Consider the following 23742-nt stretch of genomic DNA (forward strand, 5'->3'; position numbering starts at 1 on the left):
AAACAGGCTGGCGTCCGCCACGCAGCAAGAAGGGACGATACCAATGCTCGCCTTGGTCACATCTTCCGACAGCGCCACCGGGTTGCGGCTCGCCGAGCTTGGTGAGCCGGAGCCCGCCCCGCATGAGGCGCTGGTCTCGGTCCGGGCAGTCTCGCTGAACCGCGGCGAACTGCGCCTGCTCAACATCCGTCCGGACGGCTGGGTGCCTGGCCAGGACGTCGCCGGAATTGTCGAGCGCGCCGCGGCCGACGGCTCCGGGCCGGCCGTCGGCGCCCGGGTTGCGGCTCTGGTCGACGAGGCCGGGTGGGCCGAACGGGTCGCCGTTCCGACCGACCACCTCGCCGTCCTGCCGGACGACGTCAGCTTCGTCTCCGCCGCCACTGTTCCGGTCGCGGGCACGACCGCACTGCGGACCCTGCGCCTCGGCGGCGACCTGGCCGGCCAGCGGGTCCTGATTACCGGCGCAAGCGGCGCGGTCGGCCGTTTCCAGATCCAGATCGCCCGCCAGCAGGGCGCGTCGGTGGTGGCGGTCGCCGCTGAACGGCATGCCGACGATCTCCGCGGCCTCGGAGCCGAGCGGGTCGTCGAAACGATCGAGCTGGCCGAAGGACTGTTCTCGCTGATTACCGAGTCGGTCGGCGGCGATAGCCTCGCCCACGCGATCGAACGGATCGCGCCCGGCGGGACCGTCGTCATGTTCGGCTCGAGCAGCGGCGAACTCACGCCCATCGGCTTCCGCCAGTTCGTTCCGGGGCACGAAGGTGCGCGGCTGCAGACCTTCGCCTACTACGCTTCCGGTCCGGAGGTTGGCGCCGACATCGCCTCGCTGCTCGCGCTGATCGCAGCCGGCCGGCTCGAAACGCGCGTAGTCCTCACCGTGCCGTGGCGGGACGTCGGCCAAGCCCTCGACGCGCTGCGGCAGCGCAGCATCAGCGGCAAGGCAGTGCTTACCGTGACAGAATGAGCAGGCGGTGGCGCCGGACGGGACGGTGTCTATCCCAAGGATGCTACTGCGGTGTCGCTGATTTCGCGGATGCGGTTGACGAGCCTCATCACACGGTCCTCGTCAAAGACCTGCTCAGGTCCAGTAGGCGCGACGTCGGTGAAGGGCGGCTCATAGAGCAGGCTTGGATCCATCGTGCCCTGGTCGGTCAGGTGCTCGATGATCATGCCGACAAATTCGATCTGAGCGGCGGAAGCTGTCCCCGCCGACAGGAACTCGCTGAAGGCCTCCGAAACGGCTGCGCGGTCGAGTCCAACCAGTGAACGGACAAAGCGACCGAAGCCGTGGCTCGTCTCGCGTGCGCGCTCGATGTCTCCGGCATCACCAATGCCTGCCTCGAGTAGCATCTTTTCCAACTCGGCCAGATCAGTGGTTGTAAGCGGCCTTCCCTGCCGCAGCTTGTGCAGGACGAGATGATCCTCGTGCTTCCTGAGGAAATGGCGCGCCTTCTGCTTGAAGCGGGCGAAATCCGCCTCGCCAACTTGCGGCAGATCGATTTCGACGCCCTTGCCGATCTCGTCGTCAAAATCGGAATAGACGACTGCTTTCCGGCCTTTCTCGATGTGCTGGACGAGGTCACGCAGACGTAAACGGACCAGCTCTAGCAAAGGAACGCTGACGCCTTCCCACCAGATGTCCGTCTGAATCTCCTCGATCAAGGCGGCCTGATGAGCAATTGCCGGAATGCCAGTCTGGTCCTCCAGCGCTGACGCGATCTCGAGGAGTTGCTTTTTCAAGGTGCTGAAGCGCCTGGAGCCCTTCAGCAGCGCGAGCTGCAGCGAGAACATCAACAGGTCGAACCGTTTGGCTTCCTCGGTTCCGAACTGCTTCGCCGACGGCAGAGGTGCAATCTCGTCAACGAGTTCCTTTCGCTTCTCGTCGTCGATCGCGATCCAGGCTTCCGGCGTTTGGTATTTCTCCACGGCACGACGGCGCTGGCGCACAATGAAGTTGTCCAGGTTCAACCCAGCTATGGTGTCGCGCAGAACGTCAACTGCGTCAGCTCGAATTCCGTCCTCAGTCGGCGGCAACTCGGCGTCGCTCGCGTTTTTGAACGATGTCGCATCCTCGGCCAGGCCATCGGACTTTTGTTTCTTTTCGTCCAGCGCTCGCACTAGGTCGAGCCGCGCTGCAAACAGTCGTTCCGACAGCGATCTCGCAGCGCTAGCTTCCTTCAGTTCCGGATTGGCGCCGAAGAACTCCAGGTTCTGACAATAGTCGAAGACGCGGAAGAACTCCTTGTCCTGGCCTGGTCCGAACAGGTCCGGGCAGAGCCGCGTGCCACGTCCCATCATCTGCCAGAATTTCGTCTTCGAGCGCACCTGCTTGAAGAACACCAAGTTGACTATTTCGGGCACGTCGATACCGGTGTCGAGCATGTCGACCGAAACAGCGATATGAGGCGCCTTTGTCTTCTTCGAAAAATCGTCGATCAGCGTCTGCGCGTAGGCTCCGCTCTCATAGGTGATGACGCGGGCAAAGTGGCCGGCGAGGTTCGGATAGGCCGCGTTGAATCGCGCCTCGATGAACAACGCATGCGCCTGGTTTTTGGCAAAGATGATAGTCTTGCCGAGCCGGTCGCCGCCTTCGACCTTAATGCCGTTGGTCATCAAATGCGCAATGACAAGGTCAACAGTGTCGATGTTGAAGAGCCGCTTGTTTACCTCTGCGGCGTCGACACTATCGGGGATTTCTTCCTCGCCCCATTCCAGCATGTCCCAACGATCTTTTTCCTCGTCGCTCAGATCGTCATAGCGCAGGCCGGAGCGCACGATCTTCAGCGGCACGGAGATCGCCTTTGGCGGCACCAGATGGCCATCGGCCACCGCCTCGTCGAGCGAATAGGCGTCGGTCGGCACGCCGTCTTCCAAGTCGAACAGCGAATAAGTGTTGCGATCGATCTCGTCCTTTGGTGTCGCCGTCAGTCCGACGAGGAAGCTGTCGAAATATTCGAAGATCGCCCGATAGCGCTGATAGACCGACCGATGGGCCTCATCGATGACGATCAGATCGTAGTGACCAGGCCCGAACTTGCGCTTCTCGTCAGCCTTTCCGTCGATGAGGTTCATCATCGTCGGGTAGGTGGACAGAAAGACGCGGCCCTCGTTGGTCCGTTCAGTGACGAGATTAACGGGCGCCGAATCAGGCAGATGCGCCTTGAACGCGCCGGCCGCCTGGTTGACTAGTGCGACGCGGTCGGCGAGGAACAGCACGCGCTTAGCCCAACTGGCGCGCATCAGCAGGTCGACCAGCGCGATCACCGTGCGCGTCTTGCCTGAGCCGGTCGCCATGACCAGCAGCGCCTTGCGCTCGCCGTCGTCCTCGAAGCTCTTGGCGATGGCGCGGATGGCGCGCTGCTGATAGGGCCTCCTGTGGCCGGCGATCTTGGTATCGATGCGAGTCCCGCTGAGCTTCTTCCGGTTGGTGCGACGCTGGATTAGCAGTTCCAGCTCGTCGCGCTTGTAGAAGCCGCCGACCTGGCGCGGCGGGTAATTCTGGTCGTCCCAGATCCAGTGCTCGTAACCGTTCGAATAGAATATGACCGGCCGCTGGCCGTAGTGCGCTTCCAGCCGGTCGGCATAGAGCTTGGCCTGCTGCTGGCCCTGGCGCGCATCCTTGCGCGTACGCTTGGCCTCGACCAGACCGAGCGGCTTGCCGTCGGCTCCCCACAGCACATAGTCGACGAAGCCGATGCCTTCATTGTTCGGCATGCCCTCGACACGAAATTCAAGATCTTCCGGCTTGTCCAGCGCCCAACCGGCCTCGCGCAGCAGGAGGTCGATGTAACGATCGCGGGTCTCGGCCTCGTTGTAGTCATGTTGATCAGGCGTCGCTTCGCTGGCCTGCCGTGCCGCAGCAACTTCGGCCCGCAGCCGCTTCAATTCCTCGTCGAGATTGCTTTTGTCGGAAAGGAGTTTTGCCAGTTCGCCGTTCTTGGCGTCGAGTTCCTCCTGCTGCGCCTTTAGGTGCGCGAAGGCCTTCTTAAGCGTCTCGTCGCGGCGCGATAGCATCGAAGTGTCGAAGGTCAGCCCATCCGCCGGCTTTGCCTTGCGCGCATAGGTGCGGGCGAGCCAGAAGCAGACATGGAAAAGCTCTTTAACAGCGCCGGCCGCATCGCCAGGGCGGATCGTCTTCTCCTCGTGCACGGCGCAGTTGCGTAGCGTGTTGATGAACTTCGCCTTGGCGAACACCGCTTCGCCCGCCGCGCGGCGAAAGCTCGGCTCGTGCAGAAGCGCCGCAATGTTGTCTTGATAAGGGAGCTTGAGGCCTGGATCCGAGCGGAACGCCCATTTAACCGCGAGCTCGACTGTTTTACCTGCGAAGAATGCAGCCGCCGTCGGCGACACCCCTGCCTGCCGCTCAGCCTCCACCGCCGCCTCGTGGACGGTCGGGAATTCGGCAGCGAGGAATGCGAAGTTGGACACTTTTGGCCCCGGGCTAAAGTCGACCTGAAAACGCGTGCTGTTGGAGTGCGGAGAACAAAGCGTCCGCTCGATTTTTCTGAACTTTCATCACTCCTGAAAGCTGCCGCAGCTTACTCATCCGGCGTGAGAATTCTAGCTGGCGACTCATCGGCGGGACCGCGACAGGAAGCTCTCTAAGTCTTCCAAGTGTGATCTCCAGGAACGTTGCGCCCTTTACTTGAGCAGCGATCCATCGCTGGATTCTTTCAGATCTAAGATAGCCAAGCAAATATTCAGAGCGAACTTTATCGCCTGGAGCAATGCGTGCGGTTCCTTGTGTAAGGTTCGCCCCCTCTAGAGCAGGTGGCACGATAGCGGTGGTCCCTACAGTTGCGCGGATGCTCATAACTATATCGCCTGCCTCGACCCGGGATCGACCAAACTTCGCGGCAATCGCCCGATTTGTGCGCCTCAGGTTCGCCGCTTGGATCTCGCCGTCGACAAGGTCACCGGTCCTAATATACGGTACGCCGTCAACAACCTCTGGACCTGCCTGAACTATTCCGTAAGTAACGATTGTTCCTGCCTTAACGACATCTTTCAGTTCAAATGTTGCCCCGCTATTCTCCTCAAACATTTCCAGGAAGGTGGCGTCGGCTAGGCTGTCGAGAAGTTCTGCGGCGCGCTTGCGCGTGCGGCGAAGCCCATCCCCCTTGTCCAGGATCGCCGCAATGCGCCGCTGCTCGTCGAGCGGGGGAAGAAAGACTTTGTGCGCTCTGACATCTGATGGACGAATAAACGGCTGCGCGAGACCCCGGCGCGGCCAGCGCGCTTCATCATTCAATTGATACCAGAGGAACCGAACGTCTGCCTTTTTGGAGTCGGGGAATATCACTTGGGTATTTGCCAAGCTTGACCATTGGCCCTCAGCCAAAAAACACTTTCCGCAACGAGCTCCAATGGCTGAAAGGATAACCGCGTCCCGATTGAATTCTGGCTCCGGTAGAAAGCCGTTCACTCCGCCGGCACCATAGGCGGGGAATCCATTCGCCACGAAATTCTTGCCAGACAGACCATGCCGCCCGCCTTGCACGAAATCAGCGATTTGCTGCAATTCCACGAAGGTCACAGCATCGCCTCGAGTTCCTGCAGTCCTTCCGCGATTTCCCTTTCCAGCACCTTCAATTCCTCGATGATCTCCCTGGGGCGCCGTTGCTGTGCCGCTGCGTGCACTAGTTCCTTGTAACGATTGATGGATAAGTCGTAGCCAGCGGCCGCGATCTCGGCCTTGGGCACGCAAAAGCTCTGATCGGTGCGGGCGCGCTTGTGCTCCGCCGTATGACGCTCGGCCCAGCGGGCGGCGATGTCTGGCAGGTTATTCTTCGCAAGCTCGTCATCGGTCAGCGTAATATTGACGAAATGCCCTGCCTCACGGCGGCCGGGTGTTGGTCCTACCTTTTCGACCGAAAGAAGCGGCGTGCGCTTGTCGTCAAGTGAAAATCCGTCAGCCTGGCAGTCATAGAACCAAACATGGTCCGTGCCACCGGAATTGGTCTTGGTAAGCAGCACGATTGCGGTCGAGACTCCGGCATAGGGCCGGAACACTCCGGACGGCAGCTTGACGATGCCGTCGAGCCTATGGTCTTCGACCAGCATTTTCCGGATCGCCTTGTGCGCGGTGGAGGAGCCGAACAGCACGCCATCCGGCACGATCACCGCCGCCCGACCGCCGGGCTTTAGTAGCTTCAAGAACAGCGCCATGAACAGAAGCTCGGTCTTCTTGGTCTTGACGATTGAGAGGAGGTCCTTGGCGGTGGTCTCGTAATCGAGTGAGCCTGCGAAGGGTGGATTGGCCAGCACCAGCGAATAGCGGTCCTCGTCGCCAGCATGCTCCTGGCTAAGCGAATCCTTATAGCGGATGTCGGGATCCTCGACACCGTGCAGCGTCATGTTCATCGAACCGATGCGCAGCATGGTTTGGTCGAAATCGAAGCCGTGGAACATTTCCTCGTTGAAATGGTCGCGGCTCTTTTGGTCGATGAACAGCTTCGGATGGTTGTCGCGCAGATATTCACCTGCCGCGACAAGGAAGCCGCAGGTGCCGCAGGCCGGATCGCAGATGACGTCCTTTGGCGTCGGCGCCGTCATCTCCACTATCAGCGCGATGATATGGCGCGGCGTGCGGAATTGGCCGTTCTGGCCGGCGCTGGCGATTTTCGACAGCATGTATTCGTAGAGATCGCCCTTGGTGTCGCGATCCTGCATCGGCAGCTTGTCGATGAGGTCGACTACCTTCACCAGCAGCGCCGGAGAGGGAATGGTGAAGCGCGCGCCCTTCATGTGCGTGGCGTGCGCGGTGCCGTCCTCCGCCATGGTGCGCAGGAACGGGAAGACGTGTTCTGACATGGTGCTGAACATCGTGCCCGCATCGCTGTTCTTCAGCCGCGACCAGCGCATGTCCGCGTAAGCAACGCCACCTTCCTTGCCGATGCCGTCCTTGCCATCCTTGAAGATGCGCCGGCGCATGGGCTGTCCGGTCCGCGTCGAACGGTTTTCTTCCAGTTGCTCCGCCTCGTCCAGCCCGCGCATGAAAAGCAGATATGTGATCTGCTCAATCACCTCGAGCGGATTGGCAATGCCACCCGCCCAGAAGGCGTTCCAGACGGCTTCGATTTTCGAGCGAAGTTCACCTGTGATCATTATTCTGATTCTCGATTGCTTCAGCCGCTCACTCTGCGGCTATAACTGTTTCACTTAGACCTCTAGCAGCGCCGGAGTTCTCAAGCCAGGTTGCCCATCTCATAAGGAACTCGCGAAACCCGCTCTCCGAAATTCGCAGAATGTTGAGACTTTCGATTGGCGGCCCCGCGTAGGCGCATTTCGAAGTTCCGTCTCGGCAAAGGGGTTGTTTCGTGCCGCGTTTGCCGCTGACAAATGCAAGCATTTCCGCTTCGGCCTCGGAAGATTCGCCTTTGCTGTCCAGATACATGATCCCACCGTGGGAAAGTCCATTCCGAAGACGACTGAAGAATGCGCGCACCTCTAGGTTCCCAGCCGCATTTTGGGCAGCGGCACTACGCAACTCTTCGGCTAAATCAGGTGGAAGTCGCTTACCGAGGTCAAACATTGCCCAGCCGCTAACGGAGGTCCAGCCAAGACCCTCAAAAAATGAGGTTTCCTTTAGCCGTTTGTCACATTCGCTTCGAACCGCTTTGGTTAGGACAGGATCTATGCCCGTCTCGTCGGAGTAACCCGGATTGCCGTCCAAGGCCTGCAGTATACGTTCAGCCGGTAAAACGATCATCGGCGTCGCCAAAGCCAATAACAATGTCGTGCCCAAAGGACCGCCATGCCTATCAGCTTGTCGCTGATCCGCCTTTACTAACGGGTAAAGAGTTTTGACCAATTCGCTACAGCGCACCGGCAACATGTGGCTGTAGTGCTGCGGAATGCCCATGGCTCAATCCTCCTAAACGTGCCGTCGGATCACTACGGCTGTTTGCCCGTTCGATCTAGCTCTCATTCGGCACATAACCGGCGCACCCGACTGGCGTCGAACTTGTGACCTCTGCCTGAGGAGGCAAGCGCAATTCCATTTGCCCGTTGAAGCCCGCCTCTGCTTCCGCTAAGAAGCCGTGGCTGGCCGGTTTACCGGCTGGTTCGTTTTCCGGATTGTCGATCCTGAAGGCACCCGTAGCTCAGCTGGATAGAGCGCTGCCCTCCGAAGGCAGAGGTCACAGGTTCGAATCCTGTCGGGTGCGCCAAACTTGCGAATTTTGCCATCACCATTTCGGCCGTATCTTGTCTCATAAAGCGGGAAATCAAATCCAGTACTCCGGTTCCTGACGATCACCGTCGATCTCAACAACCGCCTGGAACTCAATCGGCCTCAAATTTGTTCGTGAGATAGATCGAAAGGAGCGCCCCGTGCCCGCACCGCCCGAAATGGATGTCGTCCTCGAAAAGCTGCCTTTGAGGATCGGCGCCTATATCCCCGATGATTTGCTGGAGGACTGGTTTGCGCCGGGAACCGGCATGAACCCGGTCAGCAAGGAGGCGCTTGCCGCCGCCAAGAATTACGGTTGGCGCTTCGAATGCGAGTTCAAGCACTACCCCGACCGCAAGGAGGGCGTGCTCTGGAAGTGGGTGCCGGCGATCTGATCCGCGCTCCACAGCCGGACGGACTTGGACTGAAGCAGGTCGCCAAGCCTGTCGAATCCCCTCAGCCTCCGCCTATCGGCGTCACCACCTTGCCGGTTCCGCCGCATTCGGGGCAGGTGCGGCCGTCGATCATCCCTGACCCTGCACAGCGGCGGCAAATATTCTCGCCAGCGCCTGGAGTGCCTGCGGGGACTTCGTCCGTGTTGGTCTGACCGGCTTGCCGGGGCTTGCCCTGCAGCTTGTTTCTCAGCCGGGCGACCCAGCCTTCGTCGACCTCGAGCGGCCTGCTGCTGTCGTCCGGCAGGCCTTCGCCGGATTGGCCGATGGTTTCATTGCGCGGCCGGTCGTTCGCGCCTGTCGTGATCTTCTGAGCCATTGCGTTTGCCTTTACGCCTTGCAATTTTTCGAACGCCTCAGCTCCGCAGAGGTTCCGGTTCGACCGGCAGCCTTTCAGCCGGGTTTTCGCCGCACATTATCTATCCTGAACCCGGATTTCGGCCGCGCCGGCATGCGGGCAAGCGAGACGGTCATATCCTGATCAGGCACCTGGTAGGCCATCGACCGCGTCAGCAGGCGAACCGCTTCCATGATCAGCGCGACGGTGACGGCTTCTCCGGGGCAGCGATGGGTAGTCGCCGGATCTCCGCCGCCATGCGGGATGAAGTCGAAGCCGCGGGTTTTCCAGCTCAAGCCGCGCTCCGGGATGAATCGGTCCGGCTCCACAAACAGGCGGCGATCGTGGTTGGTGCCGTGCAGGTCGAGCAGAACCCAGTCGCCTTTGCCGAAGCGGTAGCCCTTCCATTCGAAGGGGTGGCGGGCGCGGCCGCCGATGAACGGGAAGAACGGATAGAGCCGGCGAACCTCCTCGGCGAAGGCTTCCAGCCCGTCGTCATCGCCGGCAGCGAACTTGTCGTACCATTGGCGGTGCTGGTGAAGCGCCAGCGCCGCAAACATGATGAAGCGGCCGATGGCGACGATTGGACGGATAATGTTGATGATTTCGACCGCGGCACTGGCAACATCGAGCGGCATTCCCTCGGCATCGACATATTCGCTGACCAGGCGGACCGGGCTGTTTGCCGGCAAATCAAGCGCGCCGCTTCGAACGCGCCGTACAAGCTCGCCGATAGTGCGTTCGGTCCGGCGTCGCCGCCACAGCGCCAGCATGGTCGACGGCCCGATGCCGCCGGCGTTCTCGACCATGCCGCTGAGCTCGCGGCAGAGTTCGGCGCGATCCTTGTCGGCGGGGATGCCGGCCCAATCCGCTGCCGCCTGGGTCAGGACGAGGTTTACGGCGTCGAACAGGACGATCTCGTCACGCCGCTGCCAGTCTTCCAGCTGGTCGAGCCAGGCGCGACGGAAGGTTGCGCGGAGCCGCTCGATCTGGTCACCATCCAACAGGATCGACAGGAAAAGCGCCTTGCGGTGGTGGTGAGCGGCGCCGTCGAGCGCCTGGACGCTGCCCTTGTCCTGCAGCAGACGCAGCGTGGTCTGCGGCATCGCACCAATTCGGGTGAAGTGGTCGCCGCCATAAAACATCTCGGCAGCCTCGGCACCGCGGACGCAGATTGCCGGCCGCAGCATCAGGCGCGTGGCAAAGATGTCGGTGTTCATGCGCCGGCAGCGGGCCGAAATGAAGTCATAGCCTTCGCGCAGCAGGGCCAAGGTGCTATCGAACGCGGCGCGCGGAATGGGTTTTGCGGCATGATTGCCGCCATCGGCATCGATCAGTTCACGTCTGTTCATGGCGTGCTCCCTGGCGTTGAAATTCCTCAACGCACGGCCGGCACTTTCGATCACTCGACTTTTTGACGGCTTAGCCGCGCCGCCCTTCGGCCGCGGCTGGCAAGGATGGTGGTCAGCGTGACCGGACGAAAATCCCAGCTGTCGACGCCGACGTCATACTGGCGCGTGACCGGGGTCAGCCTGCCGTGGGAATGGCCATGCAGGTCGATCGATTTCCTGCCGATCTGGTTCCAGGTGCGAAAAGGGTAGTGGCAAAGGATCAGCAGGCTGCCGTCGAGCGCCAGCTCCTTGTAGTGTTGCGTGCTCGCCCAACCTGTGGCCTCGATGGTGGCCGCAGCATCGTTGTTGCCGATGATCAAATGCTTGCTGCCATGAAGAGACGCCAGAAGCGACGACACGAACGCGGCCGATCCCCTGGCAAAATCGCCGAGATGCCAGATCTCGTCGTCCGGCCCGACAGTCTCGTTCCAGAACGCAATGAGCGACCGGTCATGTTCCGCCAGCGAGCCGAACGGGCGGCGGTCGATGCGCAAAATGCGCGGGTCGCTGAAATGCGTGTCGGCCGTGAAGTAGATCATGCGCACTCGCTGGGCCTGTTGTCGAACTGCCGCGCAGGTAGGCGCGTGGCGCACCAAGTCCATGTTGCTCTCCCGATGCTTGCTCAACCCGCTCGATCGCCGGTTGTTCCTGGAAGCAGGCCTAGGCGGTTCCCGCTCGTCGGAACTTCAAAAAGGGGGAACTTTGAAACGGGGGAACTTTGAAATGAGACGCAGGTTAGAATGCTTGAGGCCGATGCTCTGAAAGGACCTCGACGATGACCGACGCAGAACCTCTTGGGCGAAGCCCGGCTCAAGCGCGGGGCGATATCGATGCCGGGCGCGAAGGGGACAAGACCCCGGGCATCGATCCGGCTGCGGCTCCCATGGAAACGGACGCGGAATCCGCCGGCAACGCTCCGCCGAAGAGCCCTGCCGCGCGCCATGAAACGCCGAAGTTTACCAACCAGGCGAGCTATGCCAATGCGATGCGCCCGCTGAAGGATGAGCCCGACGTCCAACCGAGCAGATATGGGCCAGTCCTGGTGATTGCCGCCATCGTCGTGCTGGCCGCGGCGGTTTTCATCGGCGCAGCCATGCTGCGCTGAATACCGCTGCCCCAGGTTCGGTGGCGCGATGGCTGGACATTTTGTTTCCGGTCCGGGACCTTGCTGACGCGCCAAGTTCAGGCGTGATCGAGTCTGCTGCACATTGACCACCAACCATCAATTCTTTGCCCGAGACGCCACCACCGTGGCGCGCGACATGATCGGCGCGATGCTGCTCTTGCACGGCGTCGGCGGCATCATCGTCGAAACCGAAGCCTATCGCCCGGATGATCCGGCTTCGCACGCTTTCGGTGGCAGGACGGTGCGCAACGGCGCAATGTTCGGCGCCCCCGGCAGCGCGTATGTCTATCGCTCCTATGGCCTGCATTGGTGCCTCAATGCCGTGTGCCTGCCCGGCAGTGCCGTGCTTATCCGCGCAATCGAACCGCAATCCGGGCTGGAGGTGATGCGGGCCAATCGCGGCGTTGACGATCCCCGGCTGCTTTGTTCGGGACCGGGTCGCCTTTGCCAGGCGCTGGCAATCGACAAATCCCATGACGGGCTGCCGCTGGACGTGCCGCCATTCGAATTCACGCCGCCGGGCGAAGCCGGCGCCGTTCTAACAGGCCGCCGGATCGGCATTTCCAAGGCTGTCGATGCCGAGTGGCGGTTCGGCCTGCGCGGCTCGGACTATTTGAGCCGCAAGTTCTGATGCCCGCGGCAGCGGCAGAGCAGTTGCCCGGCATCACTCGTCGGGTTTGCCGAGATGCATGGGTGTCGCCTGCTGGCGGGCTTCCCTGGTCACCTCGTCGGCTCCGGCAGGTGAAATCCCTCGCAACGCCTTCGCGGCTACGGTCAGCCGGCCGCGATCATTGCCGAAGCTCTTGATCAGCTGGCGGACCTGGTCGGCGGTGATGCCGTTCTGTTGGGCAAAATACTCGACTTCACGGTCGTCTTCCGTAGAAACGCGGTCGCGCTCGCGGAAATCTCGCTTGCTCTTATCGTCGGCCATTTTTTCCTCCTGGTGGAGCGTCGCATCCATGGCAACGTGGGCAAGCGGCTTTCGTTGCCGCGACCAGGCGGACTTTTGCGCCGTCGTGCCGACTGACCAGGAACCATGAGGCGAGCAGCCGGTTTGGCTTGGATGCAGACATATTCGGCTACAATTCATACCGATGGAGAATACGATGACGCTCGCAAGCAAAACCACGGTAATTGCTGCGGCGCTGGCCATGTTGGCCGCGCCGGCATTCGGCCAGACGAGCCCACCTGCGCCCGCAGCGCCGGCACCGGATCGTGGCGCCGAACCGTCGCCCGCAATGAGCGGGCAGAGCCAGGATGCCATGCGCGAAATGATGCGCCAGATGATGACCGAGATGCTGGAGGAGAGAATGCAGGAAGATCGCGCGCCCCGGGCAGAACGGCGAGGTCCCGACCGCTGGCATCGCGGCTACAGGATGGGCCCGCCTGACCGAGGTTGGGAGATGGGAGGCCGCGGTGGCATTGCACGCGGGATGCATGGCGCGAGGATGCGAATGATGTTCGCCATAGTGGACGCGGATGGCGATGGCGCGCTGTCTCAGACCGAGGTCCAGGATTTCGTCGGGCGGATATTCAACGCCGTCGATGAGAACGGTGACGGCAGCGTCGACATGCAGGAAATCCGGTCCTTCTTCCACGGAGGCGGCGCCGAGGATCAGGAGTAGGTCTCCTACTGGTCGGCAAGGAGGCCCTAGCTGAGGCGGCGCCCCCTATAACGACCGGGGAGGGCGAAAACCGTCGCTGGCAGATGCATTCCCTGGCTGGCCTTGCCAAGCCGAATGCCGGGTTGGAACGATTCGAGACAGCAGGAATTCAATGGCGATGACAGAGAAAACTCCAACCATCGCCCGTGTCTGGCGCGGCAGAACCGTGCCTGAAAAGGCGGATGCCTATGAGAGTTACAATTACGAGGCCGGCATCAAGCCGCTGATCGAGAAGGCGCTGGGCGTGCAGACTTTTCGCGAGGACACGCCGACCCATTCGGAGTTCGTGACGATTTCCTATTGGGAAAATGTCGAGGCGATGGCGGCCTTCACCGGCGGCGATCCGACGACAATCCACCATCTCGAGCGAGACGAAGAGTTCCTGATCGAGCTGCCGTCGCGGGTGCAGGTGTTGCGCATCCGATCGAGTCACGGGCGGCTGGGATAGGGCAGCGCCGCCCGGTTCGGCCCGATCTAAGAAATCGCCGTCAAGTCGATTTCGGTGATGTGCCAGCGGCCGAGATTTGCGGTGTAGAGCTTGTCGTCCTTGAAGGCAATGTTGGTTGGGTGGGCGAGCGTCGTTGCCGCCGGATCCTCGATCAGCACCTCGAGCCCGCTATCCTTTCGCCAGCGATAGATGCGGCTCGGCTCGTAGCATGAGATGAACAGCGAACCGTCCGGCGCCAAGGCGACGCCATCGGGAACGTTGTTCACGCCCTCCACGACGAGCTGGCGAGACCCTGCCGTGCCGTCGGCAAGGATCGGCACATAGCTGAGGCAGGCCGCATGGCTTTCCACGACGTAAAGCCCATCGCCACCCGGCGCCATCGCCATGCCGTTGGCGAAGGCCATGGTCTCGCTGCACCACAGGCCGCCTTCGCCGGTCTTCAAATCGTAGCGAAAGATGCCGGAGCGGTTGTCTTCGCCTACGCTGTCCGACACGTAGAGCCAGCCGCGTGTCTCGTCGACGATCGGATAGTTCGGCACGCGGATGCCGGCCGAGGCGAAGCGCGTCATACCAGCCGTCGCGGCATCCCAGCGAAAGATCGCCGCATGTCTGAGATCGCACGCGAAGCAGTTGTCCGCGCTATCGAAGGCGATGCCGAGCAGAAAGCCCTCCGTACCGCCCATGCGTTCGACCGAGCCGCCATCGGCGGCCAAGCGCAGCAGGTCGCCGGTTTCGGTGCCGCACCAGATCGAGCCGTCGCGATGGATGGCCACGCCTTCCGGATGGGCAACGCGCGGGCTGGTGAAGATGCCATCGAAGAAGACCCTCGCGGCCGACATTTCGAGCAACGGCTTTGCCATGCGCCACCCCTCTTCAATCCGGTGCAGCATGCGACCGCTGTGCGGCGATGCAGCGCTCGACCATCCGCCGGTCGGTGGCCAGGATCTCGGCGATCAGCGCGCTGCGCTCCCTGGCGCTGACGAATTCGAGGCGTCGCAGGCCGAGCGGGTCGATGCGGTTTCGCAGGATGTCGAGCGTCTCGTTCGAGGGTAGCGCAACTTCGCGGCAATCGGCATCGAATGTCAGGGCAAAGCCGGTGGCATCCTGGAGCTGCTGGCGCGTCACGCACGGCATGGTCTCGATGACGGCCAATTGCCGGCTCTCGCCGTCGAGCCGAAACACGCAAAGGTCGGTGAACACCAATGCCGCGCCGGTCCGATAGCCCATCGGCTCGCGTTCGGCCTCAGTCAACAGGCCGCGCGCCGAGCTGGCAATCTCGACCGTCTCGACCAGCGACTGCACGGAATGGCGGGGGACGTAGAGCAGATAATCGCGATGCATGTTGGCGACGTCGGCCATGCCGCCTTGCCCGGGCAGCCGGATAAGGCTGCCGTCACGCTTGCGCAGCGCAATGGTGTTGACGCGCCCACGGCGGTCGACCTGCGCGGCACCGACGATCTCATGCGTCACCGCGCCGGCCTGGTAGTAGGTCGAATAGGTGTCGTCGCCGCCGGCATGCGCCACCGCCGTCTCGCAATCGAGGCTTTCGATCAGCGACAGGATCATCGGGCTCGGTGCTATGTCGAGATGGCCGCAACTCATGGTGGCGATGATCATGTCCGGCGCGTGCGTCGCTTTGGCCAGCCGGTAGGCGACATTGGCGAGCGGCGACACCGCGCCGGCACTGGCAAAGCTCTCATTGTCGAGCTCAGCGGCGATGCGGGCGGCGATGATCTCGTCGATGGACGCCTCCTTGTTGCCGTGCACGAGCCTGGGCATTGCGAGGACTGTTTCAGCGCGGACTTTTGCAGCGTCTTGAACCCGCTCCGGCACGCCTTCCGAAGGCATGCTCAGGCTGTCCGACAAAGGTATTTCCTTGGCCGCGAACGCCCCCGCCAACGCCTGATAATCCGTCACATAGAATGGCAGGCAGGAGGCGGGATAGGCGCCGCCTGGTGCCAGCGCGATCGCCGACACCTGGTTGCGGGTCAAAATGCTCTGCCGACCATCATGCCGCAGCGCTCCGACCGGGACGATCTCCTCGACCGTCACCAGCACCTCGCGCGCCGCGCCGGCCATGGCGAAATCCAGCGCCCGTGGTCCGATGATCTGGACATTGCCGCTCTCGTCGGCACGCTGGGCATGGACGACGAACGTATCGAGCCGCAAGGCCGGGATGATCCCGGTCGTGATTCCCGCGATCGGATCGGGCGCGGCGATCGCACCCGGCACGCGCGCCAGCATGTCCGAACCCTCCGGAAGCTGAAACGGCATCAACGGCAGGTTCTGCTGCCCCGCCCGCAGCGCCTGGATCATGGCCAGCGCCGTCCAGTCGCGGACCGGCACGGCATTGGTCTCGGCAGCCGCGCGGAAGCGCGGCGGCAAGCCAAAAATATCGAGGCTGGAAAAGCAGATATCGACCTCCGCCACGGCATTCGCTTCGAGAAGCAGTTCGAGCGGCAGGCCGCCGGCCCAGCAGACATAGCGAAGATCCTTGACGCCCAAGCGGGCGATGGCCCGCAACAAGGCGATCGGCAGCCGGGCAAAATGATGGCCACCGACACCGAAGACGTCGCCGCCGCCGACCATCGCGGCCAGGCCCTCGACATCGGTGAAGCGCGGCCGGTTTTGCTTGACCAGGGACGTCATTTCGCAGCCTTCGGCCGCGTCGCGCTCTTTTCAGCAAATTCCTTGACGCGCCGCTGGCCGGTCTCGCTGCGGTACAGGCCACCCAGGACATCGCGCTCCATGGCAAGGCCGTCGGCCAGATCGCCCGACACGGCATGCGCGGTCAGCGCTTTCAGCCCTTCGATCGCTGCGGCCGGTTCGGCGGCGATCATCTCGGCAAGGTCCAGCACCCGCGGCATCAGCCTTTCGGCATTGACGATCTCGTTGACCAGACCGGCGCCGACGAACTCGGAAGCCGGCACGATGGCGCCGGTCATCAGCAGAAAATTGGCGCGGTTGCGGCCGAGCTTCTGGACGCTGCGCTGGGTGCCGCCGCCGCCGGGGACCAGCCCGAGCTTGATCTCGGGCAGGCCGAGCTTCGCGAACTGGTTGGCGATGACGATGTCGCAGCACAGCACCAGCTCCATGCCGCCGCCGAGCGCAAAGCCGTTGACCGCGGCGATGACCGGTTTGCGGTTGTTCTCGACCGCCGCATACATGCGCGTGCCGGCGGCCTGGAAGGCGTCGAACTCGATAGCTGTCTGGGCAGCGTATTCCTTGATGTCGGCGCCGGCCATGAAGCCGCGCCCCTCGCCGGTCACCACGATCGCGCTGACGCTGTCATCCTGCGACAGCGCCTCGAAAACCTCGGTGATCTCGCTTTGCATCAGCCGGTTCATGGCGTTGAGCTGATCGGCGCGCCGGAAGGTGACGACTGCGACGCGCCCGGATAGTTCCAAGGTGAGTGTCTGGTAAACGCTCATCGTCAGGCAGCATCCACGGTCATTTCGCCGGACGCCTCAAGCGCTGCAATCTCGTCGCTGGAGAGGCCGAACTCGGCCAATATCTCGCGGCCATGCTGGCCGACCAGCGGCGCCGGCCGTTCTATGGTAGCCGGCGTCTCGCTCATCTTGACCGCCGGCGCGACCACCCTGACCTTGCCGCCGCGCGGATGATCGTAGCTGGTGATCATGCCCAGGTGCTTGACCTGCGGGTCCTCGGCTGCGCGCCTTATGTCCTTCACCTCGGCACACCAGATGTCGGCTGCCAGCAGCCGCGCCAGCAGGTTCTGCGTGGCAAACTTCCTGGTTTCGGCGTTGACCTTGTCGAACACCTCGTCGCGCCTGTCGAACAGCGTCTTCAGATCGTCGTAGACAGCAAGCTGCGGCGCCTCCAGCACTTCATACAGCGTCTTGAACGGGCTCATGGCGATCGACACATAGCCGCCGTCCTTCGCTTCATAGACACCGAACGGCGCCTGCATGCCGGGGTGGCCGATGCCGGAATTCGGGCGCACGAAATCCTCGCCGAGATTGAGCACGGCGACATATTCCTGATTGAGATGCGCCAGCATGCCGGCGAGCAGATTGACCTCGATCTTCTGGCCCTTGCCGGTCTTCTCGCGATAGTAGAGCGCCGATAGGATACCGTAGACCATGTTCATGGCGCCGATCTGGTCGGCCAGGCCGGCACCGGCCGGAACAGGAGCCTGATCGCCGCGGCCGGTGTTGGAGATCAGCCCGGACAATCCCTGGATCAGCATGTCCTGGCCGGGGCGCTCGACATAGGGGCCTTCCTCGCCATAGCCGGAGCCCGAGCAGTAGATGATGCCGGGATTGACTGCCTTGAAGTCCTCGTAGCCATAGCCGAGCCTGGCGAGCACGCCGGGGCGGAAATTCTGCACCACCACATCGGCCTTCTCAGCCATGTCCATGATGATGGCATGCACCTTGCGACTTTTCAGGTTGAGCGCGATGGAGCGCTTGTTGCGGTTCCAGGCGAGGAAATTCGGGCTTTCGGAGCCGCCGACCCATTTGGCGAAAAAGGTCATGCTACGGAACATGTCGCCGGCGCCGGCACGCTCGATCTTGATGATGTCGGCGCCCATGTCGCCGAGCAGCTGCGTGGCGAACGGCCCTTGCAGCAGATGGCTGAAATCGAGAATGCGGACGCCTTCGAGGGCTTTGTTCATTTCATGTCTCGTTGGTTGTCAAAGCAGGTCGGGTACGTAGCGGGGTGCTGCGGTAAGGCCGCCGTCGACGCGCAGGTCGGTACCGGTGGTGAAGCCGGCGGCGTCGGAGGCGAGATAGACGGCGGCTTCGGCCACCTCGGACGGTTTGCCGATGCGGCCGAGCGGATGCATCTTGACCCAGGCCTTGGCGAGATTGCCGCCGATCTCCTTGACCAATTTGTCGTTCATCGGCGTGTTGATGGTGCCGGGCGAGATCGAGTTGACGCGGATGTTGAGCGGGCCGAACTCGACCGCCATCTGGCGCGTCATCGCCATCACCGCACCCTTGGCGCCGGCATAGGCGGTCCAGCCGTCGAGCCCGATATGACCTTGCGCCGAGGCCATGTTGATGATCGAGCCGGATTTCTGCGCGATCATATGCGGCAGCGCATATTTGCAGCCGCGGAACACGCTGGTCAGGTTGACGGCGATCAGCCGGTGCCACTGCTCGTCGGTCATCTCATGGACCGGCATGCCGCCGATGGCAACGGCGGCATTGTTGACGAGAATGTCGAGATGGCCGGTCTTGCCGATAGCTGCGTCGATCAGGGCGGCGATGTCGGCCTCCTCCGCGACGTCGCAATGGATGTAGTCGGCGCGGTGGCCGGCGGCGCGCAGCTCGGCTGCGAATTTTTCACCCTTCTCGTCGGCGATGTCGCCGAGGAAGACGTGCGCGCCTTCCCTTGCCATCGCCTTGCTGATCGCGTGGCCGATGCCGTCGGCGGCGCCGGTGACGATTGCGGTTTTCCCTTTGAGACGATCCATATCAGCCTCCAATGGCGCGCCGGCGCTTTGCTTCGTCGAAGGCGACGGCGGCAATGATGATCATGCCGGTGATGACCAGTTGCCACTCGGTCGGCAGGCCGAGACCGCGCAGCCCGTTGGACAGGAACTGCAGGATCAGCACGCCGAGCGCCATCCCGGTCAGGCTGCCTATGCCGCCGGCAAGGCTCACCCCGCCGAGCACGGTGGCGGCAACGACCTGGAACTCGAAATTCAGCCCGGCCGTATGCTGCGCCGAACCGACGCGGGCGGCCAGGATGATGCCGGCTACCGTCGCCAGCAGCGCGCTGATGATGAAGCAGGTGAACTTGACGCGGCGCACGTCGTAACCCGCCAGCCGTGCCACTTCCGGATTGCCGCCGACGGCATAGATCTGCCGCCCGAACGGCCGGTGCTGCATCACGTAGGCGAAGACGGCGAGCAGGACGATGGCGATGACAGCCGAATAGGGAACGACGTTGAACAGGCGGCCGTCCGACAGCGCGATGAAGCTGTCGAGCGCGGCATCGTCTGGAATAGCGCGCTGGCCGGTATAGAGATAAACGCCGCCGCGCATGATGAACATCGTGCCCAGGGTCACGATCAGCGAGTTGATGCCGGCGTAGGCCGTCAGATAGCCATTCACGACGCCGATGATCAGCCCGAACAGCAGCGCGCCACTGATGCCGAGCAGCAGAGAATTCGTGTCGTTCATGATGATGATCAGCGGCAGGGCGATGGTCGCCAGCAGCGAGCCGATCGAGATGTCGACCTCGCCTGATATGAAGACGATGGCGCAGCCGATGCCGGCTGTCAGCGCCAGCGAAGCCTGACCGAGCACATTGGTGATGTTGCGCACGGAGAAGAAATTCTCGGCCGTGAAGGAAAAGAACGCGATCACCAGGATGAGGCAGAGGAGCAATGCCAATTCCTGCCGCGCGACGAGCCGCGCCAGCATGGACGGCCCAGCTTTCATGGTGTCGGTGCTTGCCAGGCTCATCGCTTGGTCCCTTTGCGAAGCGTCATCGTCTTAGCCGATTGCCGCATTGAGGATGTTCTCCTGCGTGGCCTCGTCGCGAGGCATGATCGCGGTGAGGCGGCCTTCGCACATCACCGCGATGCGATCGGCAAGCCCCAGCAGCTCGGGCATTTCGGACGTCATCATGACGACCGCCAGGCCCTCGCCGGCGAGCCGGTCGATGAGCGCAAAAATCTCCGACTTGGCGCCGACGTCGATGCCGCGGGTCGGCTCGTCGACGACGATCACCTTGAGACCGCGCATCAGCCAGCGCGAGATCAGCACTTTCTGCTGATTGCCGCCGGACAGATTCTTGACCTGCTGGAACAGGCTGGGCGTCCGGATGCGGAAACGGTCGACATAGTCCTGCACCGCCTTGCGTTCGCTGACCTTGTCGACGAAGCCCATTCTGGCGAAGGCGCCGAGTGAGGCGAGGCTGGCATTCTGGTAGACCGGCAACTCGCCCATCAGCCCCTCGCTCTTGCGGTCCTCGGTGAGCAGGCCGATGCCGAGCCGGACGCCGGTGTGCGTTTCGTGCGGCAGCAGCCGGCTGCCATCGACCGAAATGACGCCGGAAGTGATCGGGTCGTAGCCGACGATGGCCTTGGCGAGCTCGGTCCGGCCGGCCCCCATCAGGCCGAAGAAGCCGAGGACCTCGCCGGCATGCGCCTCGAACGACACATCCTTCAGCTTCTTGGCGGTGCTGAGCCCCTCAACGGAAAGCGCGACCTTGCTGCCCGGCGCGCCGCGCTTGCGAGGGAACAGGTTTTCGATGCGCCGGCCGATCATGTCCTGGATCAGCGTGTCGTTGGTGTGCTCGCCGATCGGCCTGGTCGAGACGTGGCGGCCATCGCGCAGCACGGTCACGGTGTCGGCGATCTCGAAGACCTCGTCGAGCTTGTGGCTGACATAGAGCACCGCGATGCCGAGCGCGGCCAGCCGGCGGATGACGGTGAACAGCAGCGAGACCTCGTTCGGCGTCAGCGAGGAGGTCGGCTCGTCCATCACCACGACGCGGGCCTCATGGGCGAGTGCGCGGGCGATCTCGACCATCTGCTGCTGGCTGACCGGCAGCGATCCCGTGCGCGCCGCCGGGTCGACATTGAAGCCGATACGCTTGAACAGAGCGGCCGCATCGGCACGGATCTTCTTCCAGTCGATCGAGCCGCCTTTGCCGGTCGGATAGCCTTCGAGGAAGATGTTTTCGGCGACGCTGAATTCGGCGATCAGCGCGATCTCCTGGAACACCACCTTGATGCCCTCTTTCAGGCTATCGCGCGGCGACTTGATGTCGGCCTCGCGGCCGCGCAGGCGGATGGTGCCGGCATCCTTGCCGTAGACCCCGGCCATGATCTTGATCAGCGTCGACTTGCCGGCGCCGTTCTCGCCCATCAGGGCATGGATTTTTCCGGGTTCCAAGGTCAGATCGACATTGTCCAGCGCCACCACGCCGGGAAAACGCTTGCCGATACCGCGCATCTCCAGCGCCGGCACGCTTTTGTCGACAGCCACGGTTTCGCCGGGGTGAAGGAAATCAACCGACATTGGCCCTGTTCCGCACGATGTCGAGATAGGTCGCCAGGATGATGACTATTCCAGGCACCACCATCTGCAGATCCTGGTTCCAGCCGAGGATGATGATGCCGTTGTCGATGACCTTCAGCACCAGCACTCCAAGCAACGTGCCGAGCAGCGAACCGCGGCCGCCAAGCAGGCTGGTGCCGCCGAGGATGACGGCGGCAATCACCGTCAGCTCGAAGCCGCGGCCGGCGGTCGGCTGGCCGGCATTCATCAGCGACGACAGGATCATGCCGGCAATGCCGACGCACAGGCCGGTGACGACGAAGGCGAACAGTTTCAGCCGTTGCGAGCGCACGCCGGAGAGACGAACCGCGCGCTCGTTGGCGCCGACAGCGTAGAGATAACGGCCGAGCGTGGTGAAGCGCAGCGTTGCCGCGGCCAGCGCGAAAATCAGCGCGGCAATGACTACGGGCAGCGGGATCGCGCCGAGATAGCCGGCGCCGAGATCGGTGAAGCCGGCAAGCCGGTGGTGGTTCTGCACCGCCTCGCGGGTGAACAGATAAACGCCGCCCTGCAGCATCATCATGGTGCCGATGGTGGCGATCAGCGAGTTCACTTTGAGCCTGGTGACGACCAGCCCGTTGAACAGGCCGACGGCACCGGCAAAGGCGAGCGCCGCCAACAGCCCGAGCGTCAGGCTGTGCGTCGAATTGAGCACGGCCATGCCGATGCAGCCGACAAAAGCCAGCGATGCACCGACCGACAGGTCGACTTCCGCTGTGATGATCAGCATCGTCATGCCGGAGGCAACGATCAGCACCAGCGCGCATTGGCGCAGGATGGCGATGATGTTGGCCTCGGAATAGAATTGCGGCGCGGCAATCGAGATGGCCATGCAGAGCACGGCCAGGATCACGCCGAGCACCAGCTGGCTGCTGCCCAGCAGCTGGCCGCCGATGAAACGCCTTGGCGCGGAGGATTGCGTAAGCTCGCTCATGTCCATTTCATTTCCGGGCCGCATCGGGTGCCGTCGCCGTCTGGAAACTGCCGGCCAAAACAGGGCGGTTGACCTGTTTTGCCGTCGGCATCCGATCCGATGCCCTTCCCGCCGCGCGGGAAGGGCTAGCCGGAATCCTTACTTCTTCAGATCGGCGGAAGTTTTCATGCATTTTTCCGGTGGCTGAAGCGCATTGACGGCATCCCATTTGATTTTGCGTGTGGTGCCATCGTAGTCGTAGAACTTCTTCCAGTCGTCGCCGTTCATCGGCGCGGTCGGGCTGACGATGTGTTCCGGCACCTCTTCGCCGTTGAAGAGCTTAACCGCTGCATCGATGGCGGTGTAGCCTTCCTTTTCCGGGAACATCGCGGCTTCGATGCGATAGGACGGCTCGTTCTGCATCGCATTGATGAAGGCGAGGCCTTCGCCGCCGGTGCCGACCGTCAACAGGCCGTCCTGCGACTTGCCGGCCGCTTTCCAGGCCTGAAGGCCGCCGAGCGAGGAGGAATCGTTGATGCCGTAGATGATGTTGATGTCGGCGTTCTTGGCAAGTGCCGCCGAAGAGACTTCGAGCGCGCGGTCGGGATTGCCGCCGCCGTCGAGGTCGTGGACCATGACCGCGTCGGGGATGATGGTCTTGAGGCCGTCCATGAAGCCCTGCGACCGCAGCACCGTGGCGGACAGCAGCGGCAAGCCGACATTCATCACCTTGGCTTTGCCTTCGAGCTTTTCCTTGGCGTATTTGCCGGCTTCGACGCCGGCGGTGTAGCCGGTGTCGTAGTCGCAGATCGCGACCATTGTGGTCATGCCCTTGACCGGATTGCCTTCGAGCACGACTGGAACGTTGTTGGATTTCGCCTGGCGCAGCAGCGGCACGACGCCTTCCTCGTTGACGGGCGTGATGATCAGGACGTCGACGCCCTTGGCCATGAAATCTTCGGCGGCGGAGACCTCCTTGGCAACGTCCAGATTGGCGTCCTGCACCTCGAGCTCGATACCAAGTTCCTTGGCGCGGGACTGCATGCCCTTGATGACGTTCTGATACCACTCATGCGTGGCGTAGTTGGTGACGTAGCCGATGCGCTTCGGCATGTTTTCGGCGTGTGCCGCGGCGGCGCTCAGAGCAAGCACCGCCGCCGAGGCAAACAGCATCGATTTGGACCAGTTCATGTTTC

Annotated in this window: 23 protein-coding genes and 1 tRNA gene; 7 read left to right on the forward strand and 17 right to left on the reverse strand. The window is 62.5% G+C overall.

Annotation, left to right across the window (positions count from 1 at the left end):
• Nucleotides 1-43 precede the first annotated feature (43 nt).
• Nucleotides 44-964, forward strand: coding sequence for a zinc-binding dehydrogenase (locus tag NKI25_RS13225; RefSeq protein ID WP_352998564.1), 921 nt, complete (start codon nucleotides 44-46; stop codon nucleotides 962-964).
• A 29-nt stretch (nucleotides 965-993) separates the two neighbouring features.
• Here NKI25_RS13225 and NKI25_RS13230 read toward each other — a convergent pair whose 3' ends face one another.
• The 4 genes from NKI25_RS13230 to NKI25_RS13245 are packed head-to-tail and all read right to left on the reverse strand — an operon-like array spanning nucleotide 994 to nucleotide 7864.
• Complete coding sequence (locus tag NKI25_RS13230) at nucleotides 994-4428, reverse strand: DEAD/DEAH box helicase family protein (protein WP_352998565.1); 3435 nt, start codon at nucleotides 4426-4428, stop codon at nucleotides 994-996.
• Between the two features lie 13 nt (nucleotides 4429-4441).
• Complete coding sequence (locus tag NKI25_RS13235) at nucleotides 4442-5536, reverse strand: restriction endonuclease subunit S (protein ID WP_352998566.1); 1095 nt, start codon at nucleotides 5534-5536, stop codon at nucleotides 4442-4444.
• Nucleotides 5533-7107: a type I restriction-modification system subunit M gene (locus tag NKI25_RS13240; RefSeq protein WP_352998567.1), complete on the reverse strand. Its 1575-nt coding sequence runs from the start codon at nucleotides 7105-7107 to the stop codon at nucleotides 5533-5535. The genes NKI25_RS13235 and NKI25_RS13240 overlap by 4 nt, the downstream gene beginning before the upstream one ends.
• Nucleotides 7108-7135: 28 nt before the next feature.
• A complete protein-coding gene (locus tag NKI25_RS13245) occupies nucleotides 7136-7864 on the reverse strand; it encodes a hypothetical protein (RefSeq protein WP_352998568.1) in 729 nt (242 codons plus the stop codon).
• Between the two features lie 230 nt (nucleotides 7865-8094).
• Between NKI25_RS13245 and NKI25_RS13250 the strand changes: the two genes are divergently transcribed.
• Nucleotides 8095-8171: transfer RNA gene (locus NKI25_RS13250), tRNA-Arg, on the forward strand.
• Between the two features lie 163 nt (nucleotides 8172-8334).
• On the forward strand, nucleotides 8335-8568 hold the full coding sequence (locus NKI25_RS13255) for a hypothetical protein (RefSeq protein WP_352998569.1): 234 nt from the start codon (nucleotides 8335-8337) through the stop codon (nucleotides 8566-8568).
• Between the two features lie 61 nt (nucleotides 8569-8629).
• Here the strand turns inward: NKI25_RS13255 and NKI25_RS13260 are convergent, their stop codons facing one another.
• From NKI25_RS13260 to NKI25_RS13270, 3 genes are all read right to left on the reverse strand, one after another.
• Nucleotides 8630-8944, reverse strand: coding sequence for a hypothetical protein (locus NKI25_RS13260; RefSeq protein WP_352998592.1), 315 nt, complete (start codon nucleotides 8942-8944; stop codon nucleotides 8630-8632).
• 74 nt (nucleotides 8945-9018) lie between these two features.
• On the reverse strand, nucleotides 9019-10314 hold the full coding sequence (locus tag NKI25_RS13265; protein ID WP_352998570.1) for a cytochrome P450: 1296 nt from the start codon (nucleotides 10312-10314) through the stop codon (nucleotides 9019-9021).
• 50 nt (nucleotides 10315-10364) lie between these two features.
• Nucleotides 10365-10892 (reverse strand): metallophosphoesterase, encoded by a 528-nt coding sequence (locus NKI25_RS13270; protein ID WP_352637343.1) that lies wholly within the window; start codon nucleotides 10890-10892, stop codon nucleotides 10365-10367.
• 236 nt (nucleotides 10893-11128) lie between these two features.
• On the opposite strand from NKI25_RS13270, the gene NKI25_RS13275 reads away from it, so the two are divergent.
• Together NKI25_RS13275 and NKI25_RS13280 are read left to right on the forward strand one after the other, a co-directional pair.
• Nucleotides 11129-11458: a hypothetical protein gene (locus NKI25_RS13275; RefSeq protein ID WP_023677029.1), complete on the forward strand. Its 330-nt coding sequence runs from the start codon at nucleotides 11129-11131 to the stop codon at nucleotides 11456-11458.
• A gap of 103 nt (nucleotides 11459-11561) precedes the next feature.
• Complete coding sequence (locus NKI25_RS13280; protein ID WP_352998571.1) at nucleotides 11562-12110, forward strand: DNA-3-methyladenine glycosylase; 549 nt, start codon at nucleotides 11562-11564, stop codon at nucleotides 12108-12110.
• Nucleotides 12111-12143: 33 nt separating this feature from the next.
• Here NKI25_RS13280 and NKI25_RS13285 read toward each other — a convergent pair whose 3' ends face one another.
• Nucleotides 12144-12632, reverse strand: a complete 489-nt coding sequence (locus NKI25_RS13285; protein WP_352998572.1) for a DUF3606 domain-containing protein — start codon at nucleotides 12630-12632, stop codon at nucleotides 12144-12146.
• Here NKI25_RS13285 and NKI25_RS13290 point away from each other — a divergent pair.
• Complete coding sequence (locus NKI25_RS13290) at nucleotides 12631-13104, forward strand: EF-hand domain-containing protein (RefSeq protein WP_352998573.1); 474 nt, start codon at nucleotides 12631-12633, stop codon at nucleotides 13102-13104. The genes NKI25_RS13285 and NKI25_RS13290 overlap by 2 nt on opposite strands.
• Nucleotides 13105-13261: 157 nt before the next feature.
• Nucleotides 13262-13591, forward strand: a complete 330-nt coding sequence (locus NKI25_RS13295; protein WP_352577642.1) for a hypothetical protein — start codon at nucleotides 13262-13264, stop codon at nucleotides 13589-13591.
• Nucleotides 13592-13617: 26 nt separating this feature from the next.
• On the opposite strand, the gene NKI25_RS13300 is transcribed toward NKI25_RS13295, so the two are convergent.
• From NKI25_RS13300 to NKI25_RS13340, 9 genes are all read right to left on the reverse strand, one after another.
• Nucleotides 13618-14451 carry an SMP-30/gluconolactonase/LRE family protein gene (locus NKI25_RS13300; protein WP_352577643.1) on the reverse strand — a complete coding sequence of 278 codons (834 nt, stop codon included), beginning with the start codon at nucleotides 14449-14451 and terminating at the stop codon, nucleotides 13618-13620.
• 13 nt (nucleotides 14452-14464) lie between these two features.
• Nucleotides 14465-16240, reverse strand: a complete 1776-nt coding sequence (locus NKI25_RS13305) for a CoA-transferase (protein ID WP_352577644.1) — start codon at nucleotides 16238-16240, stop codon at nucleotides 14465-14467.
• A complete protein-coding gene (locus tag NKI25_RS13310) occupies nucleotides 16237-17022 on the reverse strand; it encodes an enoyl-CoA hydratase/isomerase family protein (RefSeq protein WP_352998574.1) in 786 nt (261 codons plus the stop codon). The genes NKI25_RS13305 and NKI25_RS13310 overlap by 4 nt, the downstream gene beginning before the upstream one ends.
• A gap of 2 nt (nucleotides 17023-17024) precedes the next feature.
• Complete coding sequence (locus tag NKI25_RS13315; protein ID WP_352998575.1) at nucleotides 17025-18230, reverse strand: CaiB/BaiF CoA transferase family protein; 1206 nt, start codon at nucleotides 18228-18230, stop codon at nucleotides 17025-17027.
• 18 nt (nucleotides 18231-18248) lie between these two features.
• Nucleotides 18249-19034 carry an SDR family NAD(P)-dependent oxidoreductase gene (locus NKI25_RS13320; RefSeq protein WP_352998576.1) on the reverse strand — a complete coding sequence of 262 codons (786 nt, stop codon included), beginning with the start codon at nucleotides 19032-19034 and terminating at the stop codon, nucleotides 18249-18251.
• 1 nt (nucleotide 19035) lies between these two features.
• Complete coding sequence (locus tag NKI25_RS13325; protein ID WP_352501149.1) at nucleotides 19036-20031, reverse strand: ABC transporter permease; 996 nt, start codon at nucleotides 20029-20031, stop codon at nucleotides 19036-19038.
• Nucleotides 20032-20061: 30 nt separating this feature from the next.
• On the reverse strand, nucleotides 20062-21594 hold the full coding sequence (locus NKI25_RS13330; RefSeq protein ID WP_352637330.1) for a sugar ABC transporter ATP-binding protein: 1533 nt from the start codon (nucleotides 21592-21594) through the stop codon (nucleotides 20062-20064).
• Complete coding sequence (locus NKI25_RS13335; RefSeq protein ID WP_352588749.1) at nucleotides 21584-22567, reverse strand: ABC transporter permease; 984 nt, start codon at nucleotides 22565-22567, stop codon at nucleotides 21584-21586. Before NKI25_RS13335 ends, NKI25_RS13330 begins: the two co-directional genes overlap by 11 nt.
• A 138-nt stretch (nucleotides 22568-22705) precedes the next feature.
• The gene (locus tag NKI25_RS13340) at nucleotides 22706-23737 is read right to left on the reverse strand and encodes a sugar ABC transporter substrate-binding protein (RefSeq protein ID WP_023677042.1); all 1032 of its coding nucleotides are present in this window, start codon (nucleotides 23735-23737) and stop codon (nucleotides 22706-22708) included.
• Between the last annotated feature and the right edge of the window lie 5 nt (nucleotides 23738-23742).

The sequence above is a fragment of the Mesorhizobium sp. M0808 genome, from assembly GCF_040320025.1.
Lineage (GTDB): Bacteria > Pseudomonadota > Alphaproteobacteria > Rhizobiales > Rhizobiaceae > Mesorhizobium.